Origin of the sequence: Pseudomonas danubii, from assembly GCF_042980055.1 — a bacterium.
GTDB classification, from domain to species: Bacteria; Pseudomonadota; Gammaproteobacteria; order Pseudomonadales; family Pseudomonadaceae; genus Aquipseudomonas; species Aquipseudomonas danubii.
Genome location: NZ_CP116502.1, coordinates 4,388,302 through 4,412,453 on the forward strand (window position 1 = coordinate 4,388,302; position 24,152 = coordinate 4,412,453).

The 24,152-nt window shown below is 64.0% G+C and carries 19 protein-coding genes; 11 read left to right on the plus strand and 8 right to left on the minus strand.

Annotated features, from left to right (window positions below):
- Positions 1-18: 18 nt before the first annotated feature.
- From PFZ56_RS20255 to PFZ56_RS20270, 4 genes are all read right to left on the minus strand, one after another.
- Positions 19-813: a type 1 glutamine amidotransferase domain-containing protein gene (locus PFZ56_RS20255; protein ID WP_170003797.1), complete on the minus strand. Its 795-nt coding sequence runs from the start codon at positions 811-813 to the stop codon at positions 19-21.
- Positions 814-925: 112 nt separating this feature from the next.
- Positions 926-1,768, minus strand: a complete 843-nt coding sequence (locus PFZ56_RS20260) for a metal-dependent hydrolase (protein ID WP_170003795.1) — start codon at positions 1,766-1,768, stop codon at positions 926-928.
- Positions 1,769-1,806: 38 nt separating this feature from the next.
- Positions 1,807-2,706 carry an SDR family oxidoreductase gene (locus tag PFZ56_RS20265; RefSeq protein WP_170003792.1) on the minus strand — a complete coding sequence of 300 codons (900 nt, stop codon included), beginning with the start codon at positions 2,704-2,706 and terminating at the stop codon, positions 1,807-1,809.
- Complete coding sequence (locus tag PFZ56_RS20270) at positions 2,693-4,261, minus strand: NAD(P)/FAD-dependent oxidoreductase (protein WP_170003790.1); 1,569 nt, start codon at positions 4,259-4,261, stop codon at positions 2,693-2,695. Before PFZ56_RS20270 ends, PFZ56_RS20265 begins: the two co-directional genes overlap by 14 nt.
- Positions 4,262-4,526: 265 nt before the next feature.
- On the opposite strand from PFZ56_RS20270, the gene PFZ56_RS20275 reads away from it, so the two are divergent.
- The 10 genes from PFZ56_RS20275 to PFZ56_RS20320 all read left to right on the plus strand — a co-directional run bounded on the left by PFZ56_RS20275 (position 4,527) and on the right by PFZ56_RS20320 (position 18,116).
- A complete protein-coding gene (locus tag PFZ56_RS20275; protein ID WP_394304419.1) occupies positions 4,527-5,522 on the plus strand; it encodes an alpha/beta fold hydrolase in 996 nt (331 codons plus the stop codon).
- Positions 5,523-5,815: 293 nt separating this feature from the next.
- Entirely contained in the window at positions 5,816-7,093 is a 1,278-nt protein-coding gene (locus tag PFZ56_RS20280; RefSeq protein ID WP_170003787.1) for an alkane 1-monooxygenase, read from the plus strand.
- Positions 7,094-7,280: 187 nt separating this feature from the next.
- Positions 7,281-7,730, plus strand: coding sequence for an alkane oxidation protein activator PraA (gene praA, locus PFZ56_RS20285; RefSeq protein WP_394304657.1), 450 nt, complete (start codon positions 7,281-7,283; stop codon positions 7,728-7,730).
- A 207-nt stretch (positions 7,731-7,937) separates the two neighbouring features.
- Positions 7,938-8,429, plus strand: a complete 492-nt coding sequence (praB, locus tag PFZ56_RS20290) for an alkane oxidation protein activator PraB (RefSeq protein WP_102879418.1) — start codon at positions 7,938-7,940, stop codon at positions 8,427-8,429.
- 123 nt (positions 8,430-8,552) lie between these two features.
- A complete protein-coding gene (locus tag PFZ56_RS20295; protein WP_102865102.1) occupies positions 8,553-9,989 on the plus strand; it encodes an outer membrane protein transport protein in 1,437 nt (478 codons plus the stop codon).
- A gap of 279 nt (positions 9,990-10,268) precedes the next feature.
- Positions 10,269-12,818, plus strand: a complete 2,550-nt coding sequence (locus PFZ56_RS20300) for an acyl-CoA dehydrogenase (protein WP_102879417.1) — start codon at positions 10,269-10,271, stop codon at positions 12,816-12,818.
- Between the two features lie 30 nt (positions 12,819-12,848).
- Positions 12,849-14,201 carry a 3-oxoacyl-ACP reductase gene (locus tag PFZ56_RS20305; RefSeq protein WP_102879416.1) on the plus strand — a complete coding sequence of 451 codons (1,353 nt, stop codon included), beginning with the start codon at positions 12,849-12,851 and terminating at the stop codon, positions 14,199-14,201.
- A gap of 3 nt (positions 14,202-14,204) precedes the next feature.
- Positions 14,205-15,098 (plus strand): MaoC/PaaZ C-terminal domain-containing protein, encoded by an 894-nt coding sequence (locus PFZ56_RS20310; RefSeq protein WP_110651635.1) that lies wholly within the window; start codon positions 14,205-14,207, stop codon positions 15,096-15,098.
- Complete coding sequence (locus PFZ56_RS20315; RefSeq protein ID WP_110651637.1) at positions 15,095-16,393, plus strand: acetyl-CoA C-acetyltransferase; 1,299 nt, start codon at positions 15,095-15,097, stop codon at positions 16,391-16,393. Before PFZ56_RS20310 ends, PFZ56_RS20315 begins: the two co-directional genes overlap by 4 nt.
- A 19-nt stretch (positions 16,394-16,412) precedes the next feature.
- Positions 16,413-18,116 (plus strand): AMP-binding protein, encoded by a 1,704-nt coding sequence (locus PFZ56_RS20320; RefSeq protein ID WP_170002973.1) that lies wholly within the window; start codon positions 16,413-16,415, stop codon positions 18,114-18,116.
- 189 nt (positions 18,117-18,305) lie between these two features.
- Here the strand turns inward: PFZ56_RS20320 and PFZ56_RS20325 are convergent, their stop codons facing one another.
- Genes PFZ56_RS20325 through PFZ56_RS20340 form a run of 4 tightly spaced genes read right to left on the minus strand, consistent with a single transcriptional unit; the run spans position 18,306 to position 22,974 of the window.
- Complete coding sequence (locus tag PFZ56_RS20325; RefSeq protein ID WP_170002975.1) at positions 18,306-19,592, minus strand: efflux RND transporter periplasmic adaptor subunit; 1,287 nt, start codon at positions 19,590-19,592, stop codon at positions 18,306-18,308.
- The gene (locus PFZ56_RS20330; protein ID WP_110595636.1) at positions 19,582-21,081 is read right to left on the minus strand and encodes a TolC family protein; all 1,500 of its coding nucleotides are present in this window, start codon (positions 21,079-21,081) and stop codon (positions 19,582-19,584) included. The genes PFZ56_RS20325 and PFZ56_RS20330 overlap by 11 nt, the downstream gene beginning before the upstream one ends.
- Positions 21,074-22,273, minus strand: coding sequence for an ABC transporter permease (locus tag PFZ56_RS20335; protein WP_110651641.1), 1,200 nt, complete (start codon positions 22,271-22,273; stop codon positions 21,074-21,076). The genes PFZ56_RS20330 and PFZ56_RS20335 overlap by 8 nt, the downstream gene beginning before the upstream one ends.
- Entirely contained in the window at positions 22,270-22,974 is a 705-nt protein-coding gene (locus PFZ56_RS20340; protein WP_102879409.1) for an ABC transporter ATP-binding protein, read from the minus strand. Before PFZ56_RS20340 ends, PFZ56_RS20335 begins: the two co-directional genes overlap by 4 nt.
- Positions 22,975-23,327: 353 nt before the next feature.
- On the opposite strand from PFZ56_RS20340, the gene PFZ56_RS20345 reads away from it, so the two are divergent.
- Positions 23,328-24,083: a TetR/AcrR family transcriptional regulator gene (locus PFZ56_RS20345; protein ID WP_102879408.1), complete on the plus strand. Its 756-nt coding sequence runs from the start codon at positions 23,328-23,330 to the stop codon at positions 24,081-24,083.
- The last annotated feature ends 69 nt before the right edge of the window (positions 24,084-24,152 follow it).

Below are 24,152 nucleotides of genomic sequence, written 5' to 3' on the forward strand. Positions count from 1 at the left end.
GTGCGTGCCGCCACGCCTTCAAGCCGGGTCAGCGCTGCTCTGCTCCGGCTGAACCTGGGCCTGACGGGCCTGTTGCAGCAGAGCGACCCATTCATTGGCAAAGCGGTGACAGTCCCCCGGCCAACGCGCGGTCAGCAGGTTGCGGTCGCGCACCACAAAGCCGCGCTCGGGGTGCTGCGCTGAATCCCGGCGCGGCAGCCAGGGCCCGGAAAGAAAATCTGCCGGGCTGGCCAGTACCTGCTTGATCTCTTGCTCGACGCTGTGGTCGTAGGTGCGGTAATAGCGCCCCAGCCACGGCGCGGTGACGATCCAGGCCGCCAGTTCCATGGGTCCTGCGAGCAGGGCGGTGACCTTGCGCCCGTAGAGCACCGAGCGCCCGCTGTCGGGGTCGATGCAGCGGGCCAGCGCGAGTGGGCCGTGACACACCGCGGCCACGGGTTTGTCGGCCTTGAAGAACGCCAGGATGATTCGCCTCACATCCGCGGACTCCAGCAGGCTGCGCATGCCCCGGGCATGTCCGCCCGGAATCAGCAGGCCCTCGAAGACTTGCGGATCAACGTCGGCATAGTTCAGGGGGCTGAGAAACGCCGGGTCGCGGGTCATGCTGTGGTAGTGCTCAAGGTCGGCGGCGGGGGGCATCAACAGCGGATTGAGCGGACCGAAGCCCAGGCTCACCAGGCGCGAGTCGGCGTAGGCCGGGAACCCCAGGGGCGTGGCGAATTGCGCGTCAAAACCCGCGTCCCTGGCGGCCTGCCAGGGCAGGCTGCTTTCGGTGGGGTCGTAGTCGGCGTGGGGCAGCAGGATCAGGATCATGGCGCGTGCTCGCAGCACAAAGGGTGCGCTGCAGGTTAGCAGCCCCTGGCGTGCGTGCAGGCGCTCATGGCACGCCGCTGGCGCAGCGTGTCATGGCTGCCCACTTGGCCGCTCACTTGGCCGCCACGGCGGCGCGGGTGCGTTCGATCTCTTGCACCAGGCCGTCGATGCGTTGCAGCTGCTCGCGGTTGTCGTGGTCCCAGGGATGGAAGCCCGGTTTGAAGAATTGCAGCCAGGGCAGGGCGATCCGCGGGAACACGCCCTTGGGACCGTAGAGGTACTTGATCACCTGCCACAGGCCGCGCCAGTGACCACCGCGACGGCGGTCGGCGATGAGCATGCGCACATGGAAGTCGAACACCACCAGCCAGAAGGTCAGGGTGGTGAAGAGCATGGTCCCGGTGCGGATCAGGTAGCGCTTGGGCCCGGGCTTGAGCACGGTGTTAAAGACGTCGTAGGACACCGATTTGTGTTCGGTTTCCTCCAGGGCGTGCCACAGCCACATCTGCCGATAGCCTTCCAGCGAATCGCCGAAGCGACTAGGGTCGCGCAGCAGCAGGTCGGCAAGGATCGCCGTGTAGTGTTCCAGGGCCACGGTGATGGCCAGGTTGAAGGCCGCGGGGAAGTGTTTTTTCTGGAAGTCGAGGATCATCCGCAGCCGCCGATCCAGCAAATGGGCCGGCAGCCCGGCGTCCTGCAGCAGGTCGTTGTAGCGCACGTGCTCGCGGCTGTGCATGGCTTCCTGGCCGATGAAGCCCTGGATCTCGCGCTTGAGCTCGGGGTCGTGAATCTGCTCGCGGTAGTGGCGCACGCTGTCCATGAAGAACAGCTCGCCGGCAGGAAACAGCAGGGACAGGGCATTGAAGAAGTGGCTCACGTGGCTGCCTTGTTCGTGCCAGTCGCAGGCACGTTCGGCAGGCAGTTCGACCTGGATGTCGCGGCGGATGGGCAGCATGGCTGGCGCTCCTCTAGACATGAAATGGGTACGCGGCGCTACAGGCCGCGCTCGTCCTGGGCCTCGTAGGCTGCCGGCCGTTCCTGGCCCGGCTTGGGCGCCATGCGCCGGCTGATCCACACCACCAGGGCCTGATAGGCGCCGGGCAGCAGGCGCACCAGCAGATCGAGGAAGTGCGCGTCGCGGCCGATCAGCACCCGGCGCTTGTTTTTGCGCACCCCATGCAGGATCACCTTGGCGGCGGTTTCGGCGCCGGTGATGAAGAGCTTTTCGAAGTCATCCCGGGCCTGCTGTTCGTTGTCGATCAGGAAGCCCTTGACGTTGTCGCTGATGCGGCTGCTGCGGGCGATGTCGGTACGGATGCCGCCCGGGTGCACGCAGGTGGCGGAGACGCCGTTGCCTTGCAGGTCCAGCTCCTGGCGCAGGGATTCGGTAAAGCCGCGTACGGCGAACTTGGTGGCGTTGTAGCCGCTCATGCCCGGTTGGGAGAACAGGCCGAAGACGCTGGAGGTGTTGATGATGTGGCCGTCGCCGGATTGCTTGAGGTAGGGCAGGAAGGCCTGGGTGCCGTGGACCACGCCCCAGAAATTGACGTCGACGATCCACTCCAGGTCCGCCAGGCTCGAACCTTCCACGGTGCTGGACAGGGCCACGCCGGCATTGTTGAAGATCAGGTTGATCTGCCCGTGTTCGGCGGCGCTGGAGGCGGCCCAGGCGAACATCGCTTGGCGGTCGCCGACGTCCAGTTCCTGGCTGCTGATGCGCAATGGCAGCAAGGTCGCGGCCCGGGCCTGGGTCACGGTCTGCGCCAGTCCCTGGGGGTTCTTGTCGGCCAGGGCCAGGTGGCAACCCTCGCGGGCCAGGGCAATGGCCAGGGCACGACCCATGCCGGAGGCGGCGCCGGTGATGGCCGCGATTTTACCGTTAAAATTTTTCATCGATGGCGGCCTCTTGCAGGTTCAACGGGCGCGCTGCGGCCGGCGTGGCGGCAGTCTCGGGGTGGAGCAGGTGAGTGGTCAGGTAGTCCTGGAGCTGGAAGTGCTGCACGGTCTTCCTGAAGCTCCAGGTAGAGCCGGGCCAGAGGGTGGTGTTCTGGCCGCTGCGGGGGTCCAGGTACCAGCTGCGGCAACCGCCGGTGGACCAGATGGCCCCGGCCAGGCGCTGTTGCAGACGCTGGTTGTACTGGCTCTCGACCTGGGGCTTGACCTCCAGGCTGGCGATGCCGTCCAGGCGCATCCGTTCCAGGGCCTTGAGGATGTAGTCCACCTGAGCCTCGATCATCAGGATCATCGAGTTGTGCCCAAGACCGGTGTTGGGGCCGACGATCATGAACAAGTTGGGAAAGCCCGGCAGGCAGGTGCCGAGGTAGGCATGGGCGCCCCCGGACCAGGCGTCCATCAGGTCCTGGCCCCGACGGCCGAAGAGCAGGCCCTGGGGAATCGGGTCGGTGGCCTGGAAGCCGGTGCCGAAGATGATGCAGTCCACCGGGTGGCGGGTGCCGTCGGCGGTGATCACGGCATCGCTGTCGATGCGCTGGATGGCATCGCTGATGACCCCCACATTGCCCCGGGAGAGGGCTGGGTAGTAATCGTTGGAAATCAGGATGCGCTTGCAGCCGATGGTGTAGTCGGGCGTCAGGCGTTGGCGCAGGAGCGGATCGGCGACTTGCTTGCGCAGGTGCCGCAGGGCCACGCGCTGCACCACTTTCATCAGTTTCGGCCTGCGGGCGAAGGCAATCACCCGGCTTTCCAGGGCCCAGTACAGCGCCGAACGCACCAGCCGCTGGGTGAAGGGCAGGTGCTTGAAGGCCCAGCGTTCCGCCGCGCTGAGCTGGCGGTCGGGCTTGGGCATGATCCACGGCGGGGTGCGCTGGAACAGCTTGAGCTGCGCCACCCGGGGAGCGATTTTCGGGACGAACTGAATGGCACTGGCGCCCGTGCCTATGACCGCCACGCGCTTGCCTTGCAGGGAGTAGCGATGGTCCCACTGCTGGGAGTGAAAGCGCTTGCCGGTGAAGGTGTCCAGGCCGGGAATCTGCGGGATCGCCGGACGCGAAAGGCCGCCCATGCCGGACACCAGCACCCGCGCGCTGACCTTGCGGCCATTGCCGAACCTCAGTTGCCAGCGCTCTGAAACCTCATCGAAGACCGCCTGCTCCAGGCCCATGTTGAAGTGCAGAAAGGGCGCCAGGGCGAAGTCCCTGGCGCAGTTCTCCAGGTACTCGCGGATTTCTGCCTGGGGCGCGAACTGCCGGGTCCAGTTCGGGTTGGGTGCGAAGGAAAAGGAGTAAACGTGGGATTGCACGTCGCAGGCGCAGCCGGGGTAGTGATTGTCGCGCCAGGTGCCTCCCAGGGACGCGGCTTGTTCGGCGACCAGGAAGTCTTGCAGCCCGGCTTGCTTGAGCTTGATCGCCATGCACAGCCCGGCGAAACCGGCGCCGATGATGGCGATGTCAACGACCTCGGGGTCGTTGGGTGGCGAGTACGCATTCATGGTGTGTACCTCGATTGTGGTGACGCTTGGGGTGACTTTCGTCGGTGAGTGAAACCTCAGGATTGCACAATTTAAAATAATGTTTTAAAAATTAATTTAAATAAATCACCTGAAAAAGTCACCTACGCCATTCGCTTGTGGATCTTGCAGGGCTCATCCGGAGCTGGGATGAGACGCCACAGGCAGTACCGGGCCAAGGCGACAGCCACTGCGGCGGATCATCCTGGTCCTGCCGCGAGGCGCAGGGAAGCTGGGGGGACGGGTTATGCAGTGGCTGGTAGCGGCGGCGGTATTTCTGGCGGTCAGCGCGGTGCTTTGGGTGGTGAGCTTGCGTATCAACCGCAGGATCGAACGTCAGGTGCCGATCAACGGGCGCTTTCTCGAAGTCGGCGGTGAACGCCTGCATTACACCGACGAGGGGCGAGGCCCGGCACTGCTGATGATCCATGGCCTGTCCGGCTGCGGTCGCAACCTGACCCATTCCCTGGCGCCGCAACTTCGCGAGCGGTTCCGGGTGATCACCCTCGACCGCCCCGGCTCAGGCTATTCCACTCGGGCCCGAGGGGCGGCGGCGGACCTTCCGGCCCAGGCCAGCCTGGTGGCCAAGTTCATTCGCACCCTGGACCTGGGGCAGCCGCTGGTACTCGGGCATTCCCTGGGCGGCGCCGTGGCCCTGTCTTTGGCGCTGGATCATCCGCAATCGGTGTCCGGGCTGATCCTGGTGGCGCCCTTGACCCATCCGCAACGCATGCTGCCCTGGGTGTTCCTGTCCCTTGGAGTACGTCCGGCCTTCCTGCGTCGCTGGATGTCCCTGACCCTGGCGGCGCCCATGGCGATGCTCGGTCGTCGCGGTCTGGTGAAGGCGATATTCGCCCCGGACCCGGTGCCCGAGGACTTTGCCGAGCGTGGCGGCGGCTTGTTGGGGATGCGTTCGAACAACTTCTATAACGCCTCCAGCGAGATCGCGGTGGTCAATCGCGCCTTGCCGGGCATGGTCAAGCGCTACCCCAGCCTGAAGCTGCCGGTGGGGCTGATCTATGGTTCGGCGGACTCGATACTCAATTACCGCCGGCATGGCGAGGCCATGGTGGGCAAGGTGCCGGGGCTGCAACTTGAGATCGTTCCAGGTCGAGGGCACATGCTGCCCATCAGCGCCGTCGAGCGAGTGGTGGCCATGGTCGAGCACATTGCTGCACAAGCCGCACCACAGCGCAGCGCCACCGTGCTGCGCCCGCCGTTCGCGGCATCCCGAGCAGGCTAGGGGCGTTGTAGGTGGCGATTGCGATCGTCGCGCAACGACTCTGGCAGCAGCTGTAAAGGCTTCACGGGCGACATTCAAAACAGGCCGAGAAAATAGTTGACGAGCTAACGAACCCGAGCTATTTTTTTAAAAAAATGTTTTGAATGTTTTTTTTGAAAGTGCAATTGAGCGATTAAAATAATGAAAATAACGCCATTTCACGCTTTTGTTTTTTCATCTGTTCACGCTCCCTACAGCGCCGTCGCGCTGTCCTCTATGGCATCCCTGCCGACGGCCATCCTGCGGAGGCTGCCATGACTGTTTCCGTGGCGGCACCCGGCGTCTGGACCGATGGCAAGCGTCACCTCTGGTGGCTGGGCACCTTGCCGATGATCACCCCTTTGCTCGCAGGCCTGTTCGCACTGACCACCGGTGTCCAGGTGTTCTGGTGGAGCGGGGTGGTGGTGATCTTCGGCCTGATTCCCCTGATTGACGGCCTGCTCGGAGAGGACGCCAGCAACCCGCCGGAATCCGCGGTTCCCGATCTGGAAAAACAACCCTACTACCGTTTCATCGTCTACAGCTGCGCCGTGCTCTCGGTGGTGTCCCTGGTAGTCACCGCCTGGATGGCCATCAAGGGGGTCGACTGGATCATGGCCGGTGGCTTGTTGCAGCTTAGTGAACAGCTGCACCTGCAGGGCAGCCTGGCGAGCTTCGCGACCTTCCTGACCGAACGTGCGCAACTGCATGGCAGCGTCGGCTGGTTCACTTACCTGGGCATGGCCATGTCCACCGGTGCCGCCACCGGCATCGCCATCAACATCGCCCATGAGCTGGGGCACAAGAACCGCGGGATGTCCAAGTTCCTGGCCAAGCTGGCCCTGGCCTCGACTTTCTACGGGCACTTCTTCGTCGAACACAACCGTGGCCACCACGTGCGCGTGGCAACCCCTGAAGATCCCGCCAGCTCTCGTCTTGGCGAATCCTTCTGGAGCTTCCTGCCGCGTACTGTGTGGTTCAGCCTGCGCTCGGCCTGGCACCTGGAAAGCGAGCGCCTGCACAAGCTCGGGCTGCCGACCCTGCACTGGAAGAACGGCGTGCTCAGTGCCTGGCTGTACAGCGTGGTGCTCTGGGGCGTGCTGATTGCCTGGCTCGGCGCGGCGGTGATTCCCTTCCTGGTGATCCAGGGCATCTACGGTTTCTCCCTGCTGGAAGTGGTGAACTACGTCGAGCACTACGGTCTGCTGCGGCAGAAACAGCCCAACGGCCGGTATGAGCGCTGCTCGCCGCGTCATTCCTGGAACAGCAACCGCATCGTCACCAACATCTTCCTGTTCCAGCTGCAGCGTCACTCTGACCACCATGCCAACCCGACCCGTTCGTACCAGGCCTTGCGCCACTTCGACGAGTCCCCGCAACTGCCCTATGGCTACGCCACCATGATCGTCTGGGCCTATGTGCCGGCGCTCTGGCGGCGACTGATGGACCACCGGGTCCTGGCCCATTACTCGGGGGATGTGCGGTTGGCCAACCTGCATCCGGCCAAGCGTGCCGAACTGCTCAAGCAATACGGTTTCACCGACACCGATTGAGACACCGCTCTTTAGTTGGACCGCTCACCCCTTTAAGTGCCCGTGAACCGCCTGCGTTTGCCTGCTTGAAGGGTGAGCCCCGAATACAGAAGTCCTTGAACACGTTGACCGACAACAACAATAAGCAACTGTAAGGAAGTTACGGATGTCTATTTCACCTCTGCTCGCTGCCCGTCTGTTCGTGGTCATGCTGGGTGTGTCACTGATGGGCGCCGCCGATGCGGCGCGCATCGAGCCGGCCAACACCGAGTTCACCGCCAAGGGGCCCATCAGCTTCGCCAAAAGCATCATCAATGCCGACTGCACCATCCAGGTCAGCGGCAAGGTCAGCCCCGACGGCAGCTTCGCCAGCGTCGAGAAAGTCGACTTCAGCGGCGGCCTCAAGTGTGGCCAGGTGGAAGCCACGCACCTGCCCTGGAAGCTGATTGCCAAGGATGAAACCAGCGGCGCCATGTCCGGCATCCAGGTCACCGTACACGCCCCCCTGGTGGGCGGCGATTGCGGGCCGAGCACCGCCGAAGGCAGTTGGAACAACCGCACCGGCAAGCTGGAGGCGACCCAGGTCAGCCTTGAGGGCGGCTGCACCATCAAGACCGTATCGATCCAGATGCCGCCCACGTTCCGGGTTGCGCCCTGAGTCACAACAGATTCCATGGAGGGACGCTGATGAACTTGCGATCAAGTAGTCCGAAAGCGCCGGCAGCTCAAGCCGGGTCGGTATCGCCATAGCGTGCTCCAGCACCGAATTCGGTCGAACTGGAGAGCCGATGGCGTCATCGACACCCTGGCGAGGCTGATAACCCCCTGGCAACTGCCTGTTGCCTAAATCTTGAGGAAAACAACAATGCAAAGCATCAAGACTCTGGTATCCGTAGCTTCTTTCGCCATCTGCCTGGGCGCCGCGTCGATGGCCAACGCTGCCACCATTGCACCTGCCGGTGCGTCCTTCTCGGCACCGGGCACCATCTCGGTGTCTTCGCCGGCATCGTTTGGGATTCCAGTCAATTGCAACATCAACTTCACCGGTACCGTGGCGGCCAATGGCTCCAATGCCTCGATCACCGGCGCCACCGTCAGCGGTAGCAACTCGCTGTGCGGCGTGCCGGTTCTGCTGAACCTGCCTTGGACCCTGACCGCCTCCAGCGCTACCGCGGGCACCGTGACCGGGGTCAACTTCAAGATCCTCTCCAACTGCAGCAGCACGCCGGTGACCATCAACGCCACTTGGAACAACGCCACCAACACCCTGAGCATTCCTTCGGCGCAATCCGTCGGCAGTTGCAAAATCACGGCGTTGAGCGTCAAGCCGAACCCAGCCTTCACCGTAACCCCTTGAAGTTGATCTGACTTCAGCCTGTTGATCACTTGCTGAAAAAACAGGCGCCTCGTTTGAGGCGCCTGTTGCAACGCCCTGGATCGGTGGTGGCCGATCGCGGTCGATAATAATAAGGAGTGGGGCATGAATAATAAGAAACACAAGATCCAGGCCGCTATTGGCCTGGCGGTGCTGGGTGGCCTGATTGGTTCCGGGTCGGTGCAGGCGGGTGGTTTCTCAACTCCGACCTATGGCGCTCCAGGCTGGGGTCGGGCATTTGGTGGTGGTTCGCTGTTCAAGAATGATCCCAGTGCTGCGTACAACAACCCGGCGGCCATGGCGTTCATCGATCACAACGTGGCACAGATGACCGTGGATTACGCGCGGATCAAGATGAAGTTCAAAGGCAACGTCAACGACTATCAGGGGAATCCGGCCTCCATCACTCCCGTGGATGACACCGGCGCTCCCAGCGGCGCGGCGATGCCCCTGACCGGCGATGGCGGAGAGGGTGGTTTCACCGCCTGGCTGCCCACCGGTTTCATGGTGATGCCGATCAACGATCGCTTTGCTTTTGGCCTCAGCCAGGTCGTGCCCTTGGGCATGCGCAGCACCTGGGACGAAGGCTGGAAAGGTCGTGACTTCGCCGTGGATACCAAGATTGAGACTGTCGGCCTGACCGGGGCCCTGTCGTTCAAGGTCCGTGAGGACTTCTCCATCGGTGCCGGGGTCATCGTGCAGCACAGCAAGGGCTTCGTCAGCCAGAACCTCAACGTCAGTGGTTCGGCGGGCATGTCGGTGCTTCCTGGAGCGCCCTCGGGCATTGGCTCCAACCTGATGCGGGTCAAGGTCGATAACACCTCGGTCGGCTGGTTCACCGGCATCACCTGGAAACCCACCGAGCAGGACACCCTGGGCCTGAACTATCACGCCAAGATCAAGAACAAGATGGAGGGCAAGTACAACATTCGTGCCGACGCCCTGGGCCGCAATTTCATGACCCAGCCGGCCGGTCCCAACGGTGAAACCCTGACCGAACTGGCTTATCCGGGCCTCAAGCTAAACCCCGATGGTGCCAACGCCAGTACTCAACTGGACATTCCGGCTACCGCCGGCCTGGACTGGGTCCACGTGTTCAACGATCGCTTCACCATGGGCGCCAGTCTGCTCTGGACCCAGTGGTCGTCGTTCAAGGACCTGACGCTGAAGTCCGATGGCAACACCCTGGTGGCGATTCCTTACAACTACAAGGACTCGATGATGTACTCCCTGGGTGGCGACTATCGCTTCACCGATGAGCTGACCCTGCGCGCTGGTGTGGCCTTCGACCAGACCCCGACTCGCAATTCGACCCGTGACCCACGGATTCCGGATAACGATCGCTGGTTCACTTCCATCGGTTTTGGCTATGACATCAAGGCCATTCCCGGGCTGACCATCGACGGCGCCTATTCCCGGCAGTTCGTCAAAGAGGCCAAGCTCAAGACCGTCAACGTTGACCGTCTCGGCGGTTCCACCATCGACGGCAAAGTCGACTCCAAGGGCGAAGTGGTGAGTCTCTCCGCGACCTATCACTTCTGAGGCCTCGCGCTTCATCCATGCCTTGAGATAACGGCAGTACCAAGGGATTGTGCGACTGTCGTTGGCTGGACGGGTCACCTCAGGACCCGTCTCGACCTGCCTGCTTTTCCAACCTTTGGCTGACATCGTTCAGCCGTTATGCGTTGCCGAAAACACTCAAAATAATATTTAAAAATAAAATTTGAAACATGCTTCTTTCCTTTGTAGGGTGATCGTCGAGGGGCCGGCACAACGCCCGGGCTCCCAGTGGTTGTCTCGTTAGAACAAGAGAGGTATTCCATGATTGTCTGGTTATTGGTGGGACTCGCCGCAGCCTGTGCACTGGCCTATCGCCAGGCCGCCGCGGCCCTGTGGCTGGGCAGCGGCCTGGTGTGGCTGGCGGCAGGTTATCTGTTCAATCTGGTGGGCACCCTGGGACTGACCCTCGGCGTGCTGCTGGTGCTGGCGCCGGCCGCGCTGCTGAGCATCAAGCCCCTGCGCCGCGCCTTGCTCACCCGCAAGGCCCTGGCCATGTTCCGCAAGATCATGCCGGCCATGTCCGACACCGAGCGCGCCGCCATCGAATCCGGCACGGTCTGGTGGGACGCCGAGCTGTTCAGCGGCAAGCCCGACTGGCCACGCCTGCTGCAGGCCGCCCCGGCCAGCCTGAGCGCCGAAGAGCAGGCGTTCATGGACAACGAAGTGGAAACCCTGTGCAACATGGCCAACGACTGGGAGACCACCCAGATCTGGCAGGACCTGTCGCCCAAGGCCTGGCAATACACCAAGGACGCGGGTTTCCTGGGGATGATCATTCCCAAGCAATACGGCGGCAAAGGCTTCTCCCATTACGCCCATTCCCAGGTGGTGATGAAACTCTCCACCCGCTGCTCGGCGGCGGCGATCTCGGTGATGGTGCCCAACTCCCTGGGCCCGGCCGAGCTGCTGTTGCACTACGGCACCGAGGCCCAGCGCCAGCATTACCTGCCGCGCCTGGCCCGTGGCGAAGACATTCCGTGCTTTGCCCTGACCAGCCCCTATGCCGGTTCCGACGCCGGGGCGATTCCCGATGTGGGGGTGGTCTGTAAGGGCCAGTTCGACGGCCAGGAAGTCCTGGGCTTTCGCGTCACCTGGGACAAGCGCTACATCACCCTGGGCCCCATCGCCACGGTGCTGGGCCTGGCCTTTCGCGCTGAAGATCCGGACGGCCTGCTGGGCAGCAAGGGCAGCCTGGGGATTACCTGCGCACTGATTCCCACCACCCATCCGGGGGTCAATACCGGGCGTCGCCACTGGCCGCTGAACGCGGTGTTCCAGAACGGCCCGACCACCGGCAAGGATGTGTTCATTCCCCTGGAATGGGTGATCGGCGGTGGCGCTCAAGTGGGCAATGGCTGGCGCATGCTGATGGAGTGCCTGGCGGCCGGGCGGGCGATTTCCCTGCCGTCGGCCAACGTCGGCCTGGGCAAGGTGGCAGTACGCGGCACCACGGCCTATGCGGCGATGCGCAAGCAGTTCGGCCTGCCCATCGGCAAGTTCGAAGGCGTTCAGGCGCCGTTGGCGCGCATGGCCGGGCACCTGTATGCCTGTGATGCGGTGCGCAAGGTTTCGGTGGCATCCCTGGATGCCGGCGAGAAACCTTCGGTGATCTCGGCGATTGCCAAATACCACGTCACCGAACGCGCCCGGGCCATCGTCAACGACGGCATGGACATCGTCGCCGGCAAGGGCATCTGCATGGGCCCCAACAACTTCCTGGCCCGGGCCTACCAGCAAAGCCCGATTGCCATCACCGTGGAAGGCGCGAACATCATGACCCGCTGCCTGATCATCTACGGCCAGGGGCTGATCCGTTGCCATCCTTATGTGTTCCGTGAAATGGAAGCCGCTCGTGATGGCGGACGCAAAGGCCTGGAAGCGTTCGACAGCGCCATGTTCGGCCATATCAGCTTTGTCTGCGCCAACACCGTGCGCGCCGCGGTGCATGCGCTGACTGGCGGCCGCCTGATCAAAGCCCCGGCCAACACCGACAAGGCCCTGGCTGGCTATTACCGGCAGATCCAGCGTCTGTCGGTGGTGCTGGCCCTGGCTTCGGACATTTCCATGGGCGTGCTGGGCGGTGCCCTCAAGCGCAAGGAAAGCATCACCGGACGCCTGGGGGACATTCTTTCCCAGCTGTACATCCTGTCCTGCGTGCTGAAGCGCTTCGAAGACGATGGCCGGCCCCAGGCCGATCTGCCGCTGGTGCATTGGGCGGCCCAGGATGCCCTGCTGCGGGCCCATGAAGCCCTCGCCGAGGTGCTGGACAACTATCCGTCCAGAGCGGCTGCGCGGATTATTCGTGGCCTGAGCTTCCCCCTGGGCATTCCCCAGCACAAACCCAGCGACCGCTTGCTGGCCGAGGTGGCCGAGCTGGTGCAAACCCCTGGCGCCACCCGCGACCGCCTGTTGGCCGACTCCTACATCCCGCAACCGGACATCGACAAACTGGCCTACGGCGAACTGGCGTTCCGCCTGCAACCGCAAGTGGAACTGATCGAGGCGCGGCTCAAGCCGGCGATCAAGCAGGGCGCCCTGGCGCCGTTGCCGATCTCCCGCGAGGCCTTCGGCGTGTGGCGCGTCCAGGCTCTGGAACAGCAATTGATCAGCCAGGACGAAGACGAGCTGCTCAGTCGTTACGTGGAATACGGCGATCACGCGATCCAGGTCGACGACTTCCCCCAGGACTTCGGTCTGCTGGAAGCCTTGCAACAGCGTCAGGCGCACTTCGAGCAAAGCGCCAAGCCGGCCTCGCGCAAACGTGCCGCCAGCAGCGAAGACGCGGTGCTGGCCAGCGATTCGGCCTATTGAGCCTCTACTGGATTGGATCGGGATCTCTTTATGTCTGACGGTTATCTTTCGTTCGTCAATTCCGGGTGGGGCCGCTGGCTGGCCCAGCGGACCGGCCTGCCACAACCGCTGCCGCTGCAACGCCAGCGCGAGGGGCAGGGCGGCAACCTGATCAACCCGGTGGTCCTCGCCGCGGCGCCCGAGGGGCGCCTTCTGGGCGAGCTACAACGGATCTTCGCCGCCACCGACACCGTGGCGGCCCAGGCCGCAAGCATCAACGCGCCCTCGACCGTGAAGGTCCAGGGCCTGGTCTTCGATGCCAGCGGGCTGGCGGATATCGCCCAGCTCGATGAGCTGTACCGCTTCTTCCACGCCAATGTCCGGCGCCTGACCGCCCACGGTCGGGTGCTGGTGCTGGGCACGCCGCCGGAGCACTGCAAAGCGCTGGCCCAGGCCGTGGCGCAGCGGGCCCTGGAGGGTTTCGTGCGTTCCCTGGGCAAGGAGTTGCGCCGGGCCATTACCGCGCAACTGCTGTATGTCGAGCCCGGTGCCGAAGGTGAACTGGACAGCAGCCTGCGGTTTTTCCTGTCCCGTCGTTCGGCTTATGTTTCGGGTCAGGTGGTGCGCATCGGCGAGCCGGTGGATGTGCCCCGGCACATCGACTGGGCCCAGCCACTGGAAGGCCGGCGAGCCCTGGTCACGGGGGCCTGTCGCGGCATCGGCCTGGCCATTGCCCAGGTCCTGGCCCGGGAAGGCGCTCAGGTGGTGTGCCTGGACATTCCCCAGGTCGAGGCTGAGTTGCAGCAGGCGGCAGCGGGCCTCAAGGGCAGCGCCCTGGCCCTGGACATCACCGCTTCTGGTGCCGGGCAGCGGCTGCTGGAGTTCGTCGGTGAGCACGGTGCTTTCGATATCGTCGTGCACAACGCCGGCATCACCCAGGACAAGACCCTGGCGAAGATGACTGAAGCCGCTTGGCGCAAGGTCATGGCCGTCAACCTGGAAGCACCGCTGTTACTGAGCCAGGCGCTGCTGGAGGGCCAGGGCCTGAACCCGGGGGGACGGATCGTCTGTGTCTCGTCGATTTCCGGGATCGCCGGCAACCTCGGGCAGAGCAACTACGCCACGTCCAAGGCCGGGGTCATCGGTCTGGTGGAGAGTCTGGGGCCACTGGCGGCGCGTCAGCAGATCACGGTCAACGCGGTGGCACCGGGCTTTATCGAAACCCAGATGACCGCGAAGATCCCGCTGCTGATTCGCGAGGCCGGACGGCGCATGAATTCCATGTCCCAGGGCGGGCAGGCCGTGGATGTGGCGCAAACCATCGCCTGGCTGGCCCATCCGGCCTCCGGCGGGATCAATGGACAGGTGGTCCGCGTCTGCGGACAAAGCCTGCTGGGGGCCTGAACCATGAATGCCGATTCTGCCATTCGCATCATCGAACCGCCGCCGTCCCGGGGCCAGTTGCTGTACGACGGCATCCGCAGCTTGCGCAAGCCCAAACTGGAGGCCGTCCCCAAGCTGCCCAGCGAGCGCCTTGTGCGCCCGGCGGTGGAGCTGCAGGCCGCCGAAATCGCCCGTTATGCCCAGGCCTGTGGCTTTCGCCGGGAGCACGGTGTGCCGCTGGCCTTTCCCCATACCCTGGCTTTCCCGTTGCACCTGTTGCTGCTGACCCACCCGACGTTTCCCTATCCGGCCAGCGGCATGGTCCACCTGGCCAACCGTATCCGTCAGTACCAGAAGCTGGAGGAAGGGCAGGCCCTGCGCCTGGAAGTGTTTGCCGAGCGTTGGCTGGCCCATCCCAAGGGCCAGGCGTTGTCGATTGCCACCCGGGCCCACAGTGGCGGCAGCCTGGTCTGGGAAAGCGACAGCCTGTATCTGCGCCGTGGCATCAGCGCGCCCATTGGTGAGCCCTGGCAAGGCTCGCTGCCGCTGGATGAACAGGCTCTGGTGCGCACTCAACGTTGGAGCCTGGGGGGCGACCTGGGGCGGCGCTTTGCCCAGGTCAGCGGCGATTTCAATCCGATCCACACCTCCTGGCTCGGCGCCCGGCTGTTCGGTTTCCGTCGGCCCATCGCCCACGGCATGTGGACCCTGGGCCGGGCACTGGCAGCGCAGCAACCACCCCATCCACTGGCGGCGGCGGAGCTGGACTGCGAGTTCAAGCTGCCGATCTTCCTGCCGGCGGCGGTGACCCTGTGGAACCGTCTGCCCGACGGTCCGCGCCATGCGTTCGAAGTGCGCAACAACGCGGGGGACAAGCCCCACATGCGCGGCCTATTTATCTGGGGAGCTGGGCAATGACTGAGTACAGTTTCAATCCGGCGCCGGTGCGCCGGGTGGCGATCATCGGCGGCAACCGGATTCCGTTCGCCCGCTCCAATACGGTGTATGCCAACGACAGCAACCAGGACCTGCTGGTGGCGGCGTTGCAGGGGCTGGTGGATCGCTACGGCCTGTCGGGACAGCGCCTGGGGGAGTTCGCCGCGGGGGCGGTGATCAAGCATTCCCGGGATTTCAACCTGGCCCGGGAAAGCCTGCTGTCCACCACGCTGTCGCCGCAGACCCCGGCCTACGACGTGCAGCAGGCGTGCGGCACCGGGCTGGAGGCGGCGCTGCTGGTGGCCAACAAGATCGCCCTGGGGCAGATCGAAGTGGGCATCGCCGGTGGTGCCGACACCACTTCCGATGCGCCCATCGGCATCAACGAAGGGCTGCGGCGGACCTTGCTCCAGGCCAACCGCGCCAAGGGCGCCGGCAACAAGCTGCGCAGCCTGCTCAAGGTGCGCCCGGGGATGTTGTTCAAGCCGCTGTTGCCGCGCAACGGCGAGCCACGCACCGGCCTGTCCATGGGTGAGCACTGTGAAGAAATGGCCAAGCGCTGGCATATCAAGCGTCTGGCCCAGGATGAACTGGCCCTTGCCAGCCACCAGCAACTGCAGGCCGCTTATCAGCGCGGCTTCTTCGACGACCTGATCACCCCGTATCGCGGCCTGACCCGGGACAACAACCTGCGGGCCGATGCCAGCCTGGAGAAGCTCGCCGGCCTGGGCCCGGCCTACGACCGCCACAACGGCACCCTGACCGCCGGTAACTCGACCCCGCTCACCGACGGCGCCTCAGTGGTGCTGCTGGCCAGCGAGGAGTGGGCCGCCGCCCACAACCTGCCGGTGCTGGCCTACCTGCGGACCGGGGAAACTGCTGCAGTGAACTTTGTCGATGGCACGGAAGGGCTGCTGATGGCTCCGGCCTACGCGGTGCCGCGCATGCTCGCCCGGGAGGGCCTGGGCTTGCAGGATTTCGACTTCTACGAGATTCACGAGGCTTTTGCCGCCCAGGTGCTGTGCACCCTCAAGGCCTGGGAAGACCCCGACTACTGCAAGGACAAACTCGGCCTCGACGGCGCCCTGGGCAGCATCGAGCGCAGCAAACTCAACGTCAACGGCGGCTCCCTGGGCTGCGGGCATCCCTTTGCCGCCACCGGCGGGCGCCTGCTGGCGACCCTGGCCAAGGCGATCCACCAGCGCGGTTCCGGCCGCGGGCTGATTTCCGTTTGTGCAGCCGGCGGGCTGGGTATCACCGCCATCGTCGAAAAATAAAATAACCAGGAGACTGCCAATGAGTGTCGTGAGCCTGCAACCCGCCGAGCGTATCTGGCTGAACGCTTACCTGCCGGGTGTGCCCAGCGATATCGAAGCCGACATCGACCGCTACCCGTCGCTGCGGGAAGTGTTCCTCGAACACGTGGACAAGTACCGCCACCGGGTGGCCTACGTCAGCATTGGCACCGAGATGGGCTACGACCTCTGGGAGAAGCGCGTATTCGCCTTTGCCGCCTGGTTGCAATCCAAGGGAGTAAAGAAGGGCGATCGGGTGGCCCTGATGATGCCCAACTGCCTGCAATACCCGATCTGCCTGTTCGGCACCCTGTTGGTGGGGGCGGTGGTGGTCAACGTCAACCCGCTGTACACCGCCCATGAACTGCGGCACCTGCTCAAGGACAGCGGCGCCGAAACCGTGGTGATCTTCGAGAACTTCGCCCACACCCTGGAGCAGGCGATGCCGGGCAGCCAATTGAAGAATGTGGTGGTGGCCGCCATTGGCGACTTGCTGGGCACCTTCAAGGGCGCGGCCTTGAACTTCGCCCTGCGCCACCTGCAGAAGCAGGTGCCCAAGTTCAACCTGCCAGGCTCGATCCGCTTCCCGGCGATGATGAAACTGGCCGCCGTGCTGGAGCCCCGTCCAGTGGAGCTGAAGCAGGATGACATTGCCTTTTTGCAATACACCGGCGGTACCACCGGCGATGCCAAGGGCGCCATGCTTACCCACCGCAACATCCTCGCCAACCTGATGCAGGCCAAGGCCTGGGTTGGCGACCAGTTGGACGAAAACCAGCAGGAAACCAACGTCACCTTGCTGCCGCTGTATCACGTGCTGTCACTGACGGTGAACTGCCTGATGTTCATGTGCCTGGGCGGGCGCAACATCCTGATCGCCAACCCCCGGGACGTGAAGCGGGTGCAGATGATCCTGCGCAAGGAGAAGTTCAGCGGCATCGTTGGGGTCAACACCCTGTTCAACGGCTTGCTGGAGAATGAAGAGTTTCGTGGCCGGGACTTCTCCGACCTGAAGCTGGCCATCGCCGGCGGCATGGCCACCCACACCGCCGTGGCCCGGCGCTGGAAGGAAGTCACCGGGGTGCCGATCATCGAAGGTTACGGCCTGACCGAATGCTCGCCGGTGGTGAGCATCAGCCCCATCGACATCGCGCGCATGCGCGAGGGGGACTTCACCGGGACCATCGGCGTGCCGCTGCCGTCGACCTGGGTGCGTTTCGTGCGTGAGGATGGCGAACTGGCGGAGCTGGGCGAGGAGGGCGAGTTGCAGGTGCGTGGCCCCCAAGTGATGAAGGGCTACTGGCAGCGTCCGGAAGAAACCGCCAAGGTCCTGGACCGTCATGGCTGGCTGTCCACCGGGGATATCGGGGTGATGAACGAGCAGGGCTTCATCCGTCTGGTGGACCGCAAGAAGGACATGATCCTGGTGTCCGGCTTTAACGTGTACCCCAACGAGATCGAAGATGTGGTGGCCTTGCATCCGGGCGTGGCGGAAGTGGCGGCGATCGGGGTCGAGGATGGGGTGACGGGGGAGAAGGTGAAGATCTTCGTGGTGCGCAAGGACCCGAACCTGACCCAGGAGCAGTTGCTGGCCCACTGCCGCGAGTACCTGACCGGCTACAAAGTGCCGCGTTACGTCGAGTTCCGCACCGAAGAGTTGCCCAAGACCACCGTGGGCAAGGTGCTGCGCCGCGCCCTGCGTTAGTTCCGAGGGCGCCTGAGGTTGTTCTGAAGATCGCCAAGCAAGGCCCTGCGGGCCTTTTCGCAGCCTCGCCGGGGCTCGGCAGCGGCTACGATCGGTGTAGCCGCTGCCGAAGGCTGCGAACGGCCCGCAGGGGCGCAAGAGTCCCTAGGGCGCTAGAGGTCTTCGGGTGATAGCCAGGCAAGCCTGAACCTACAAGGCGTTGGGCAGGCGGACCTGGCCCGGCTGCAGGCCAAACACTTCGACACCCTCAGCCGTCGATTGGCCCACGCTCACCGGCAGCCGTTGTGCCGGCTGATCGGCGCTCGCCCGATATTCCACACTCATGCCATCTGCGCCGCGCTGGATCGCTGCCGGCGGGATGACGATTGCCTGGTCGTTGCGGTAGGTGATGATGGTCAATCGCGCACTCATGCCCAGACGCACCCGCTGCAGTTGTTCGTGGGTCAGCGTGGGGATCGACAGGGTCACCGGGAACTGTGCGCTGGCGCCGCTGGCGTCGCCGGGCAGGGCCAGGCTGCTGACGATGTCCACCTGGCCATTGAGGCGTTCGCCATCAAAGCCGTCACCGAGGATTTCCACGCTCTGGCCCTGACGCAGCTGGTTGATGTCCAGCTCCGAGACCTTGCTGACGATCTTCAGTTGCTCGATGTTGGCCAGGCCGAACAGGGCCTGGCCCTGGCCGACCTTGCTGCCGGTTTGCACCGGGCCCGAGGCCCCTGCCGAGGCGATTTGGCTCAGGTTGACGCCCGGCGCCGGCACCACGATGCCGGCAAACGGCGCGGTGACGTCCTTGCCCGCCAGCAGGGCGCGCAGGGCTTCGTATTTGACCGTGGCATTGGTCAGTTCCATCTCGGCAATCTGCCGGTATTCGCCCTTGCCCTGATCCAGGGCCTGTTGCAGCTCGCCCTGGGCCGCGCTCAGGTCCAGGCGCTGGGTCTGCAGTTGTTGGGTCAGGTCGTCCAGTTCGTTGCGGGGAATGATGCCCCGGGCAAACAGGCTCTGGCTTTCACTGAGCTTGCGCTCGGAATTGCTGACCGCCATCTGCGAGGAACGCAAGGTCCGCCGGGCACGGGTGACCTGGGCGCTGTTGTTCCAGTCCTGCAGTTCCTGGACGCTGCGTCGGGCCTTGAGCTGGACCGACAAGGCTTCGCGCAACTGGATCTCGATCAGGCTGGGGTCCATTTTCAGCAGGGTCTGACCGGCCTCCACCCGTTGGCCCTGTTCCACCAGATTGGCCAGGACAATGCCGTCGAACGGCGCGGTCAGGCTGATGGTGCGCTGGGGTTCGATCTTGCCCACCAGGCCGATCTGATGAATCAGCGGCGCGCTGCTGACCTCGATCCAGCGGCCCTTGTCAGTCGCTGTGTGGTCCGGGGCGTGGTAACCGATCAGGGCCACGCCGGCCAAGGCCAGCACCACCAGCGCCGCGCCCCCTTGCAGGTAGCGTTTGCGCGAGCTTTTCTGCTCAGTAGTCATTGAGCGCAATGTCCCAGGTCTCCAAGGTCGTGCCCAGGGTCAGGTCCAGTTGGGTCTGGGCGTTGAGGTAGGCGATAAGTGCGTTGAGGCGGGCGTTTTCACTGGTGCGCAGATCGCTTTCATAGCTCAGCACTTGAAAGTTGCTGGAGCGTCCGGCGCTGAGCTTTTCCCGTTCGATCTCCAGTTTGCGCTTGGACAGTTCCACGGCGCGCTGGGCAATTTCGTACTGGCGCCAACGGGTGCCGAGGTCGCGCACCACGTCATTGACACCGCGCTCCAGGGCCTGGCGGGCATCGGCCAGGACCAGCGCCTGGTTTTCCACGTCGACCCGGGCATGGACTTCCGCCTGGCGGGTACTGAGGTCGCCAATGGGGATTTGCACCTGGACCCCGGCATAGCTGTCCCAGGTCCTGCCCGCGCCATTGCCGCCGTCGTTGTCGTAGCGGTTGCGCACCTGGTTGGCACCGGCCACCAGGGACACGTCCCAACGGCCCTGGTCCTTGGCGATCACCAGGTTCAGATCGGCCTGCTGGCTGCCGAGCAAGGTCGCCAGGTAACTGGGTTGCTGGAGCTGGGCCAGGCGCAGGGCGTCCTGCTGGTCGATGCTGATCCTGGCGGCTTCCAGGGCGTCGCTGGCGCGAATGCGCGTGGACAGGTCCAGGGCCAGCAGCCGCAGCAGCGACAGGCGATTGATGTCCACCTGATTGCGCGCTTCTTCGACCCCCAGTTCCTGGCTGGCGATATCGGCTTCGGTCTGCACGATCTCGAACTCGGCCATGCGCCCGGCGGCGATCAGCGCCTTGTTCACCTGGAGCAGGGCATTGGCGCGCTTGAGGGCATCCTCGACGATCGCCAGCTGTTGCTGGGCCCGCAACAGCTCGCGGTAGGCGCCGATGATGTCGCTGATGGTCTGCGCCACGTTGGCCTTGAGGTTGAGGCGATAGGCCTGTTCGTTGATCCGCGCCAGGCGTAGCGGGGCGGTGGTCACATCCCAGCCGGCGCCCTTGAGCAGGGGCTGGATAATCGCCAGGTCGAGGCCGTCGCGCCGGTAGTAGCCGGCCCGATTGGCATTGCTCAACTCTTGCCGCCAGGCCATGTTCAAGCGGGTGCCGTACTCCCCCAGCAAACTGGAACTGGGCGTGAGCATGGCGTTGCGTACCCCGTCGTTGCTGCCCTTGTTGGCCTGGTAGGTGCCACTGAGCAGCAGCTTGGGATTGAAGGCATCTTCCGAGACCCGCAGATCGAACTTTTGCGCCACGCGCTGCAAGTAGGCGCTGCGAATCCCGCGGTTGTTGCGCAGGCCCAGGTAGACCGCATCGGCGAGGGTCAGGTCGGTCTGCTGCTGGCTCAGCAGGACGCTGCGTTCATAACCGCTGTGCAGGGTCGGGGCTGACGCTTGGCGAGCCACATTCATGTCCTGGGAGGCGGCTTGCCCCAAGGGGCTGATCAGCCACAGCAGCAACAGCCCGGCGCGTTGGCGATCATTCATCGCGCAGCGCCTCCACCGGTTGCAGGCGCGAGGCCGAGATGGCCGGGTACAGGCCGAAGAACAGGCCGATCAACAAGGTGCTGCCGATGCCCAGGGGCAAGGATGCAGAGGCCAGGGAAAACTGCCAGCCGGAAACCCGGGCATAGAGGTAGGCGGCGCTCATGCCCAGCACCGCCCCGGACAGGGCACCGACCGCCGTCAGGGTCACGGCTTCGAGCAGGAACAGGTTGCGGATATCCCGGCGCCTGGCGCCCAGGGCCATGCGGATGCCGATCTCCCGACGCCGTTCCGAGACGTTCATCAGCATCACGTTCATCACCCCGACCCCGCCCCCCACCAGGGAGATGCCCCCCAGGGCCATCAAGAGGTAACCGAAGGTGCGGCTTTGCCGGGTCATGCCGTCGATGATCTTTTGCGGTATCTGTACTTCCACGCCCCGTCCCGGTAGCTGTTTTTTCAGCGCATCGCCCAGGGCCGTGGCCAGTTGGTTCATGTCCTGGGAGGGCGCGGCGCGGGCTATCAGGTTGCTGATCTGCGCACTGGAGGAAATCCGCCGCATGCCCTCCAGGGGCACGAACAGGGATTCGTTGGTCTGCACCGGGATCAGTACGGCAGCCGGTTGCGGTTGCAGGATGCCAATCACCTGGAACAGGTAGTCATTGATGCGAATTCTGTCGCCCAGGCGCAGTGGGTCATGGGGCTGGCTCAGGGCCTGGGCCACTTGTGCCCCCACCACCGCGTAGGTTTCGGCAGCATCGAATTCCGAGAGGAAGCGTCCTTGCTGCAGCTGCAGGCGCATGGCGTCGTTCAATGCCGCGGTGCTGCCCACCAGGTTGGCGTTGGTGGTGCGTCCCTGGAACACCACCGGGCCGCTGAACAACGCCACCGGGGCGATGTGCAGCAGGTTGGGCAGGGCCTTGTACAGGGTGGCGAGGTCCAGCGCCGCCGGCATAGGCGTGCGCGCCCCCGAAGTGTCGGGGAACTGCACCGCCAGGGTGTCGGTGCCCATGTCCTGGAAGATGGCCGCGGCGTCTTCGGCGGCGTTGTGGCCGATATTGATCAGGGCCACCACCGATGAACTGCCGATGACGATCCCCAGCAGAGCCAGGATCGAACGCTTGCCCAGGGTGCGCAGGCTGACGAAGGCTTCGTGCAGCAACTGGCTGGCGCTTTGTTCGACCTTGAGGCTCATGCCGGGCAGACCTCCTGGACCACGCCGTTGGTGACCCGGATCTGCCGCTCCAGGCGCTGGGCGATGCCCGGGTCGTGGGTGACGATGATCAGGGTCACCTGGCGCTCGCGGTTCAGCGACAGCAGCAGGTCCATGATCTCCTGGGCGGTGTGGCTGTCGAGGTTGCCGGTGGGTTCGTCGGCGAGGATCACCGAGGGTTCGCCCACCAGGGCCCGGGCAATCGCCACCCGCTGGCGCTGACCGCCGGAGAGGTCCGCCGGGCGGTGGTGGGCCCGTTGCCCCAGGCCCACCTGATCGAGCATGTGCTGGGCGCGTTCCAGCGATTCACGCCGTGCCACGCCGCGATAGCTCAGGGGCAGGGCGACATTGTCCAGGGCACTGAGGCGCGGCAGCAGGTTGAAACTCTGGAAGACGAAGCCGATCTGCTGGTTGCGGATCGCCGCCAGTTGGTCGGGGCTGGCGCGGAAGATATCGTGCCCGGCAAAGCGATAGTCGCCGTTGTCGGGCAGGTCCAGCAGGCCGAGGATGTTGAGCAGGGTGCTCTTGCCGGAACCGGAGGCACCGAGAATGGCGCAGCTTTCACCGGCTTCGATGGACAGGGAAACGTTCTTGAGAATGTGGAGCGGTTGCTCCGCCAGCCGATAGCTCTTGCCTATGCCTTGCAGGGAGATAAAACCTGGGTCGATTATCGTCGCTGTCATCGCTTACCGCGCCGGCTGGCTCGACTGAATGCTTGAACATTCCCACCACGTACGGCTCGTGCAGCGGGGGTTCAGGGGCAACGCCAAGCTCTGGTTTTATTTATTATTTTAAAAAATTTGTTTGAATAGTAACTGCGTTCATCCTGGCGCGCCAGCTGTCTGAACCGGGTAATTGCGGGCTTTTTTCGGGATTTTTCTACCAGGAACCCGCGGGTCACAAAACGGCCTCGGGCCGCTGGGGACGTCCCTGGGACGCTTGCTTTTAGGGCTTCTCGCGGGTATAAAAAATCAAATTTTTTTTTAAAACACTGTTCGAACGGTCAGTTTTTCATCCCAGCAAAGGTTAGTCCTCCATGGTCGCCAAGAAACTCAGTGCCCCCAATGTCACCAAGACCCGACTGCTGGAAGCGACCGAGGCATTGTTCATCAAGTACGGCTACGACGCCGTGCTGCTGCGTCAGATCACCGAGCGCGCCCAGGTCAACCTGGCGGCGGTGAACTATCACTTCGGCGACAAGGACTCGCTGATGAAAGCCCTGCTGATGCAGCGCCTGGGCCCCCTCAACGATCAACGCCTGGAACTGCTGGCCAAATGCGAAGAGCAGGCCCAGGGACCGCTGGATTGCGAGACCCTGCTGGGGGTGCTGTTCGCCCCGGCCATGGGCCTGGAGCGCAGTGATGAAAGCGGTGGCCTGGAAGGCCGGTCGTTCATCCGTTTCCTGGGGCGGGTGTACAGCGATACTTCACCCTTCATTCAGGAATACCTCAAGGAACACTACCAACCGGTGTTCGAGCGCTTCTTCAAGGCCTTTGCCCTGGCGCTGCCGGACCTGCCGCGCAACGAATTGGGGGTGCGCCTGCAGTTTGCCCTCAAGGCCATTTCCGGGGTGATGGCCGGCACCGAACTGCGCCTGCTGATGCAGGCCATGAGCCTGGGCCGTCCGGCCACTGACGCCGAAGTCATGGCCAAGCTGATCAGCCTGGTGTCGGCGGCGATTCGTGCGCCCATGCAGGACCCCGACTCCGAGCAGGCCCTGGAAAAGGTCTTGAACACTCAGCGCCTGATTCGTCAGCACAGCCAGTCCCAGGTCGGAATGATTTCCGCCTGAGGGGCTGCCGCTCCTGCCAGCACCGCACAGTGCCGGCAGCAGCGGCAGTGTCATTCGAAGCATCAATAT

Coding starts and splice junctions, on each gene's coding strand:
- PFZ56_RS20255 (WP_170003797.1), bottom strand. CDS start 813: ATGATCCTGATCCTGCTGCCCCACGCCGACTACGACCCCACCGAAAGC.
- PFZ56_RS20260 (WP_170003795.1), bottom strand. CDS start 1,768: ATGCTGCCCATCCGCCGCGACATCCAGGTCGAACTGCCTGCCGAACGT.
- PFZ56_RS20265 (WP_170003792.1), bottom strand. CDS start 2,706: ATGAAAAATTTTAACGGTAAAATCGCGGCCATCACCGGCGCCGCCTCC.
- PFZ56_RS20270 (WP_170003790.1), bottom strand. CDS start 4,261: ATGAATGCGTACTCGCCACCCAACGACCCCGAGGTCGTTGACATCGCC.
- PFZ56_RS20275 (WP_394304419.1), top strand. CDS start 4,527: ATGCAGTGGCTGGTAGCGGCGGCGGTATTTCTGGCGGTCAGCGCGGTG.
- PFZ56_RS20280 (WP_170003787.1), top strand. CDS start 5,816: ATGACTGTTTCCGTGGCGGCACCCGGCGTCTGGACCGATGGCAAGCGT.
- praA (WP_394304657.1), top strand. CDS start 7,281: ATGCTGGGTGTGTCACTGATGGGCGCCGCCGATGCGGCGCGCATCGAG.
- praB (WP_102879418.1), top strand. CDS start 7,938: ATGCAAAGCATCAAGACTCTGGTATCCGTAGCTTCTTTCGCCATCTGC.
- PFZ56_RS20295 (WP_102865102.1), top strand. CDS start 8,553: ATGAATAATAAGAAACACAAGATCCAGGCCGCTATTGGCCTGGCGGTG.
- PFZ56_RS20300 (WP_102879417.1), top strand. CDS start 10,269: ATGATTGTCTGGTTATTGGTGGGACTCGCCGCAGCCTGTGCACTGGCC.
- PFZ56_RS20305 (WP_102879416.1), top strand. CDS start 12,849: ATGTCTGACGGTTATCTTTCGTTCGTCAATTCCGGGTGGGGCCGCTGG.
- PFZ56_RS20310 (WP_110651635.1), top strand. CDS start 14,205: ATGAATGCCGATTCTGCCATTCGCATCATCGAACCGCCGCCGTCCCGG.
- PFZ56_RS20315 (WP_110651637.1), top strand. CDS start 15,095: ATGACTGAGTACAGTTTCAATCCGGCGCCGGTGCGCCGGGTGGCGATC.
- PFZ56_RS20320 (WP_170002973.1), top strand. CDS start 16,413: ATGAGTGTCGTGAGCCTGCAACCCGCCGAGCGTATCTGGCTGAACGCT.
- PFZ56_RS20325 (WP_170002975.1), bottom strand. CDS start 19,592: ATGACTACTGAGCAGAAAAGCTCGCGCAAACGCTACCTGCAAGGGGGC.
- PFZ56_RS20330 (WP_110595636.1), bottom strand. CDS start 21,081: ATGAATGATCGCCAACGCGCCGGGCTGTTGCTGCTGTGGCTGATCAGC.
- PFZ56_RS20335 (WP_110651641.1), bottom strand. CDS start 22,273: ATGAGCCTCAAGGTCGAACAAAGCGCCAGCCAGTTGCTGCACGAAGCC.
- PFZ56_RS20340 (WP_102879409.1), bottom strand. CDS start 22,974: ATGACAGCGACGATAATCGACCCAGGTTTTATCTCCCTGCAAGGCATA.
- PFZ56_RS20345 (WP_102879408.1), top strand. CDS start 23,328: ATGGTCGCCAAGAAACTCAGTGCCCCCAATGTCACCAAGACCCGACTG.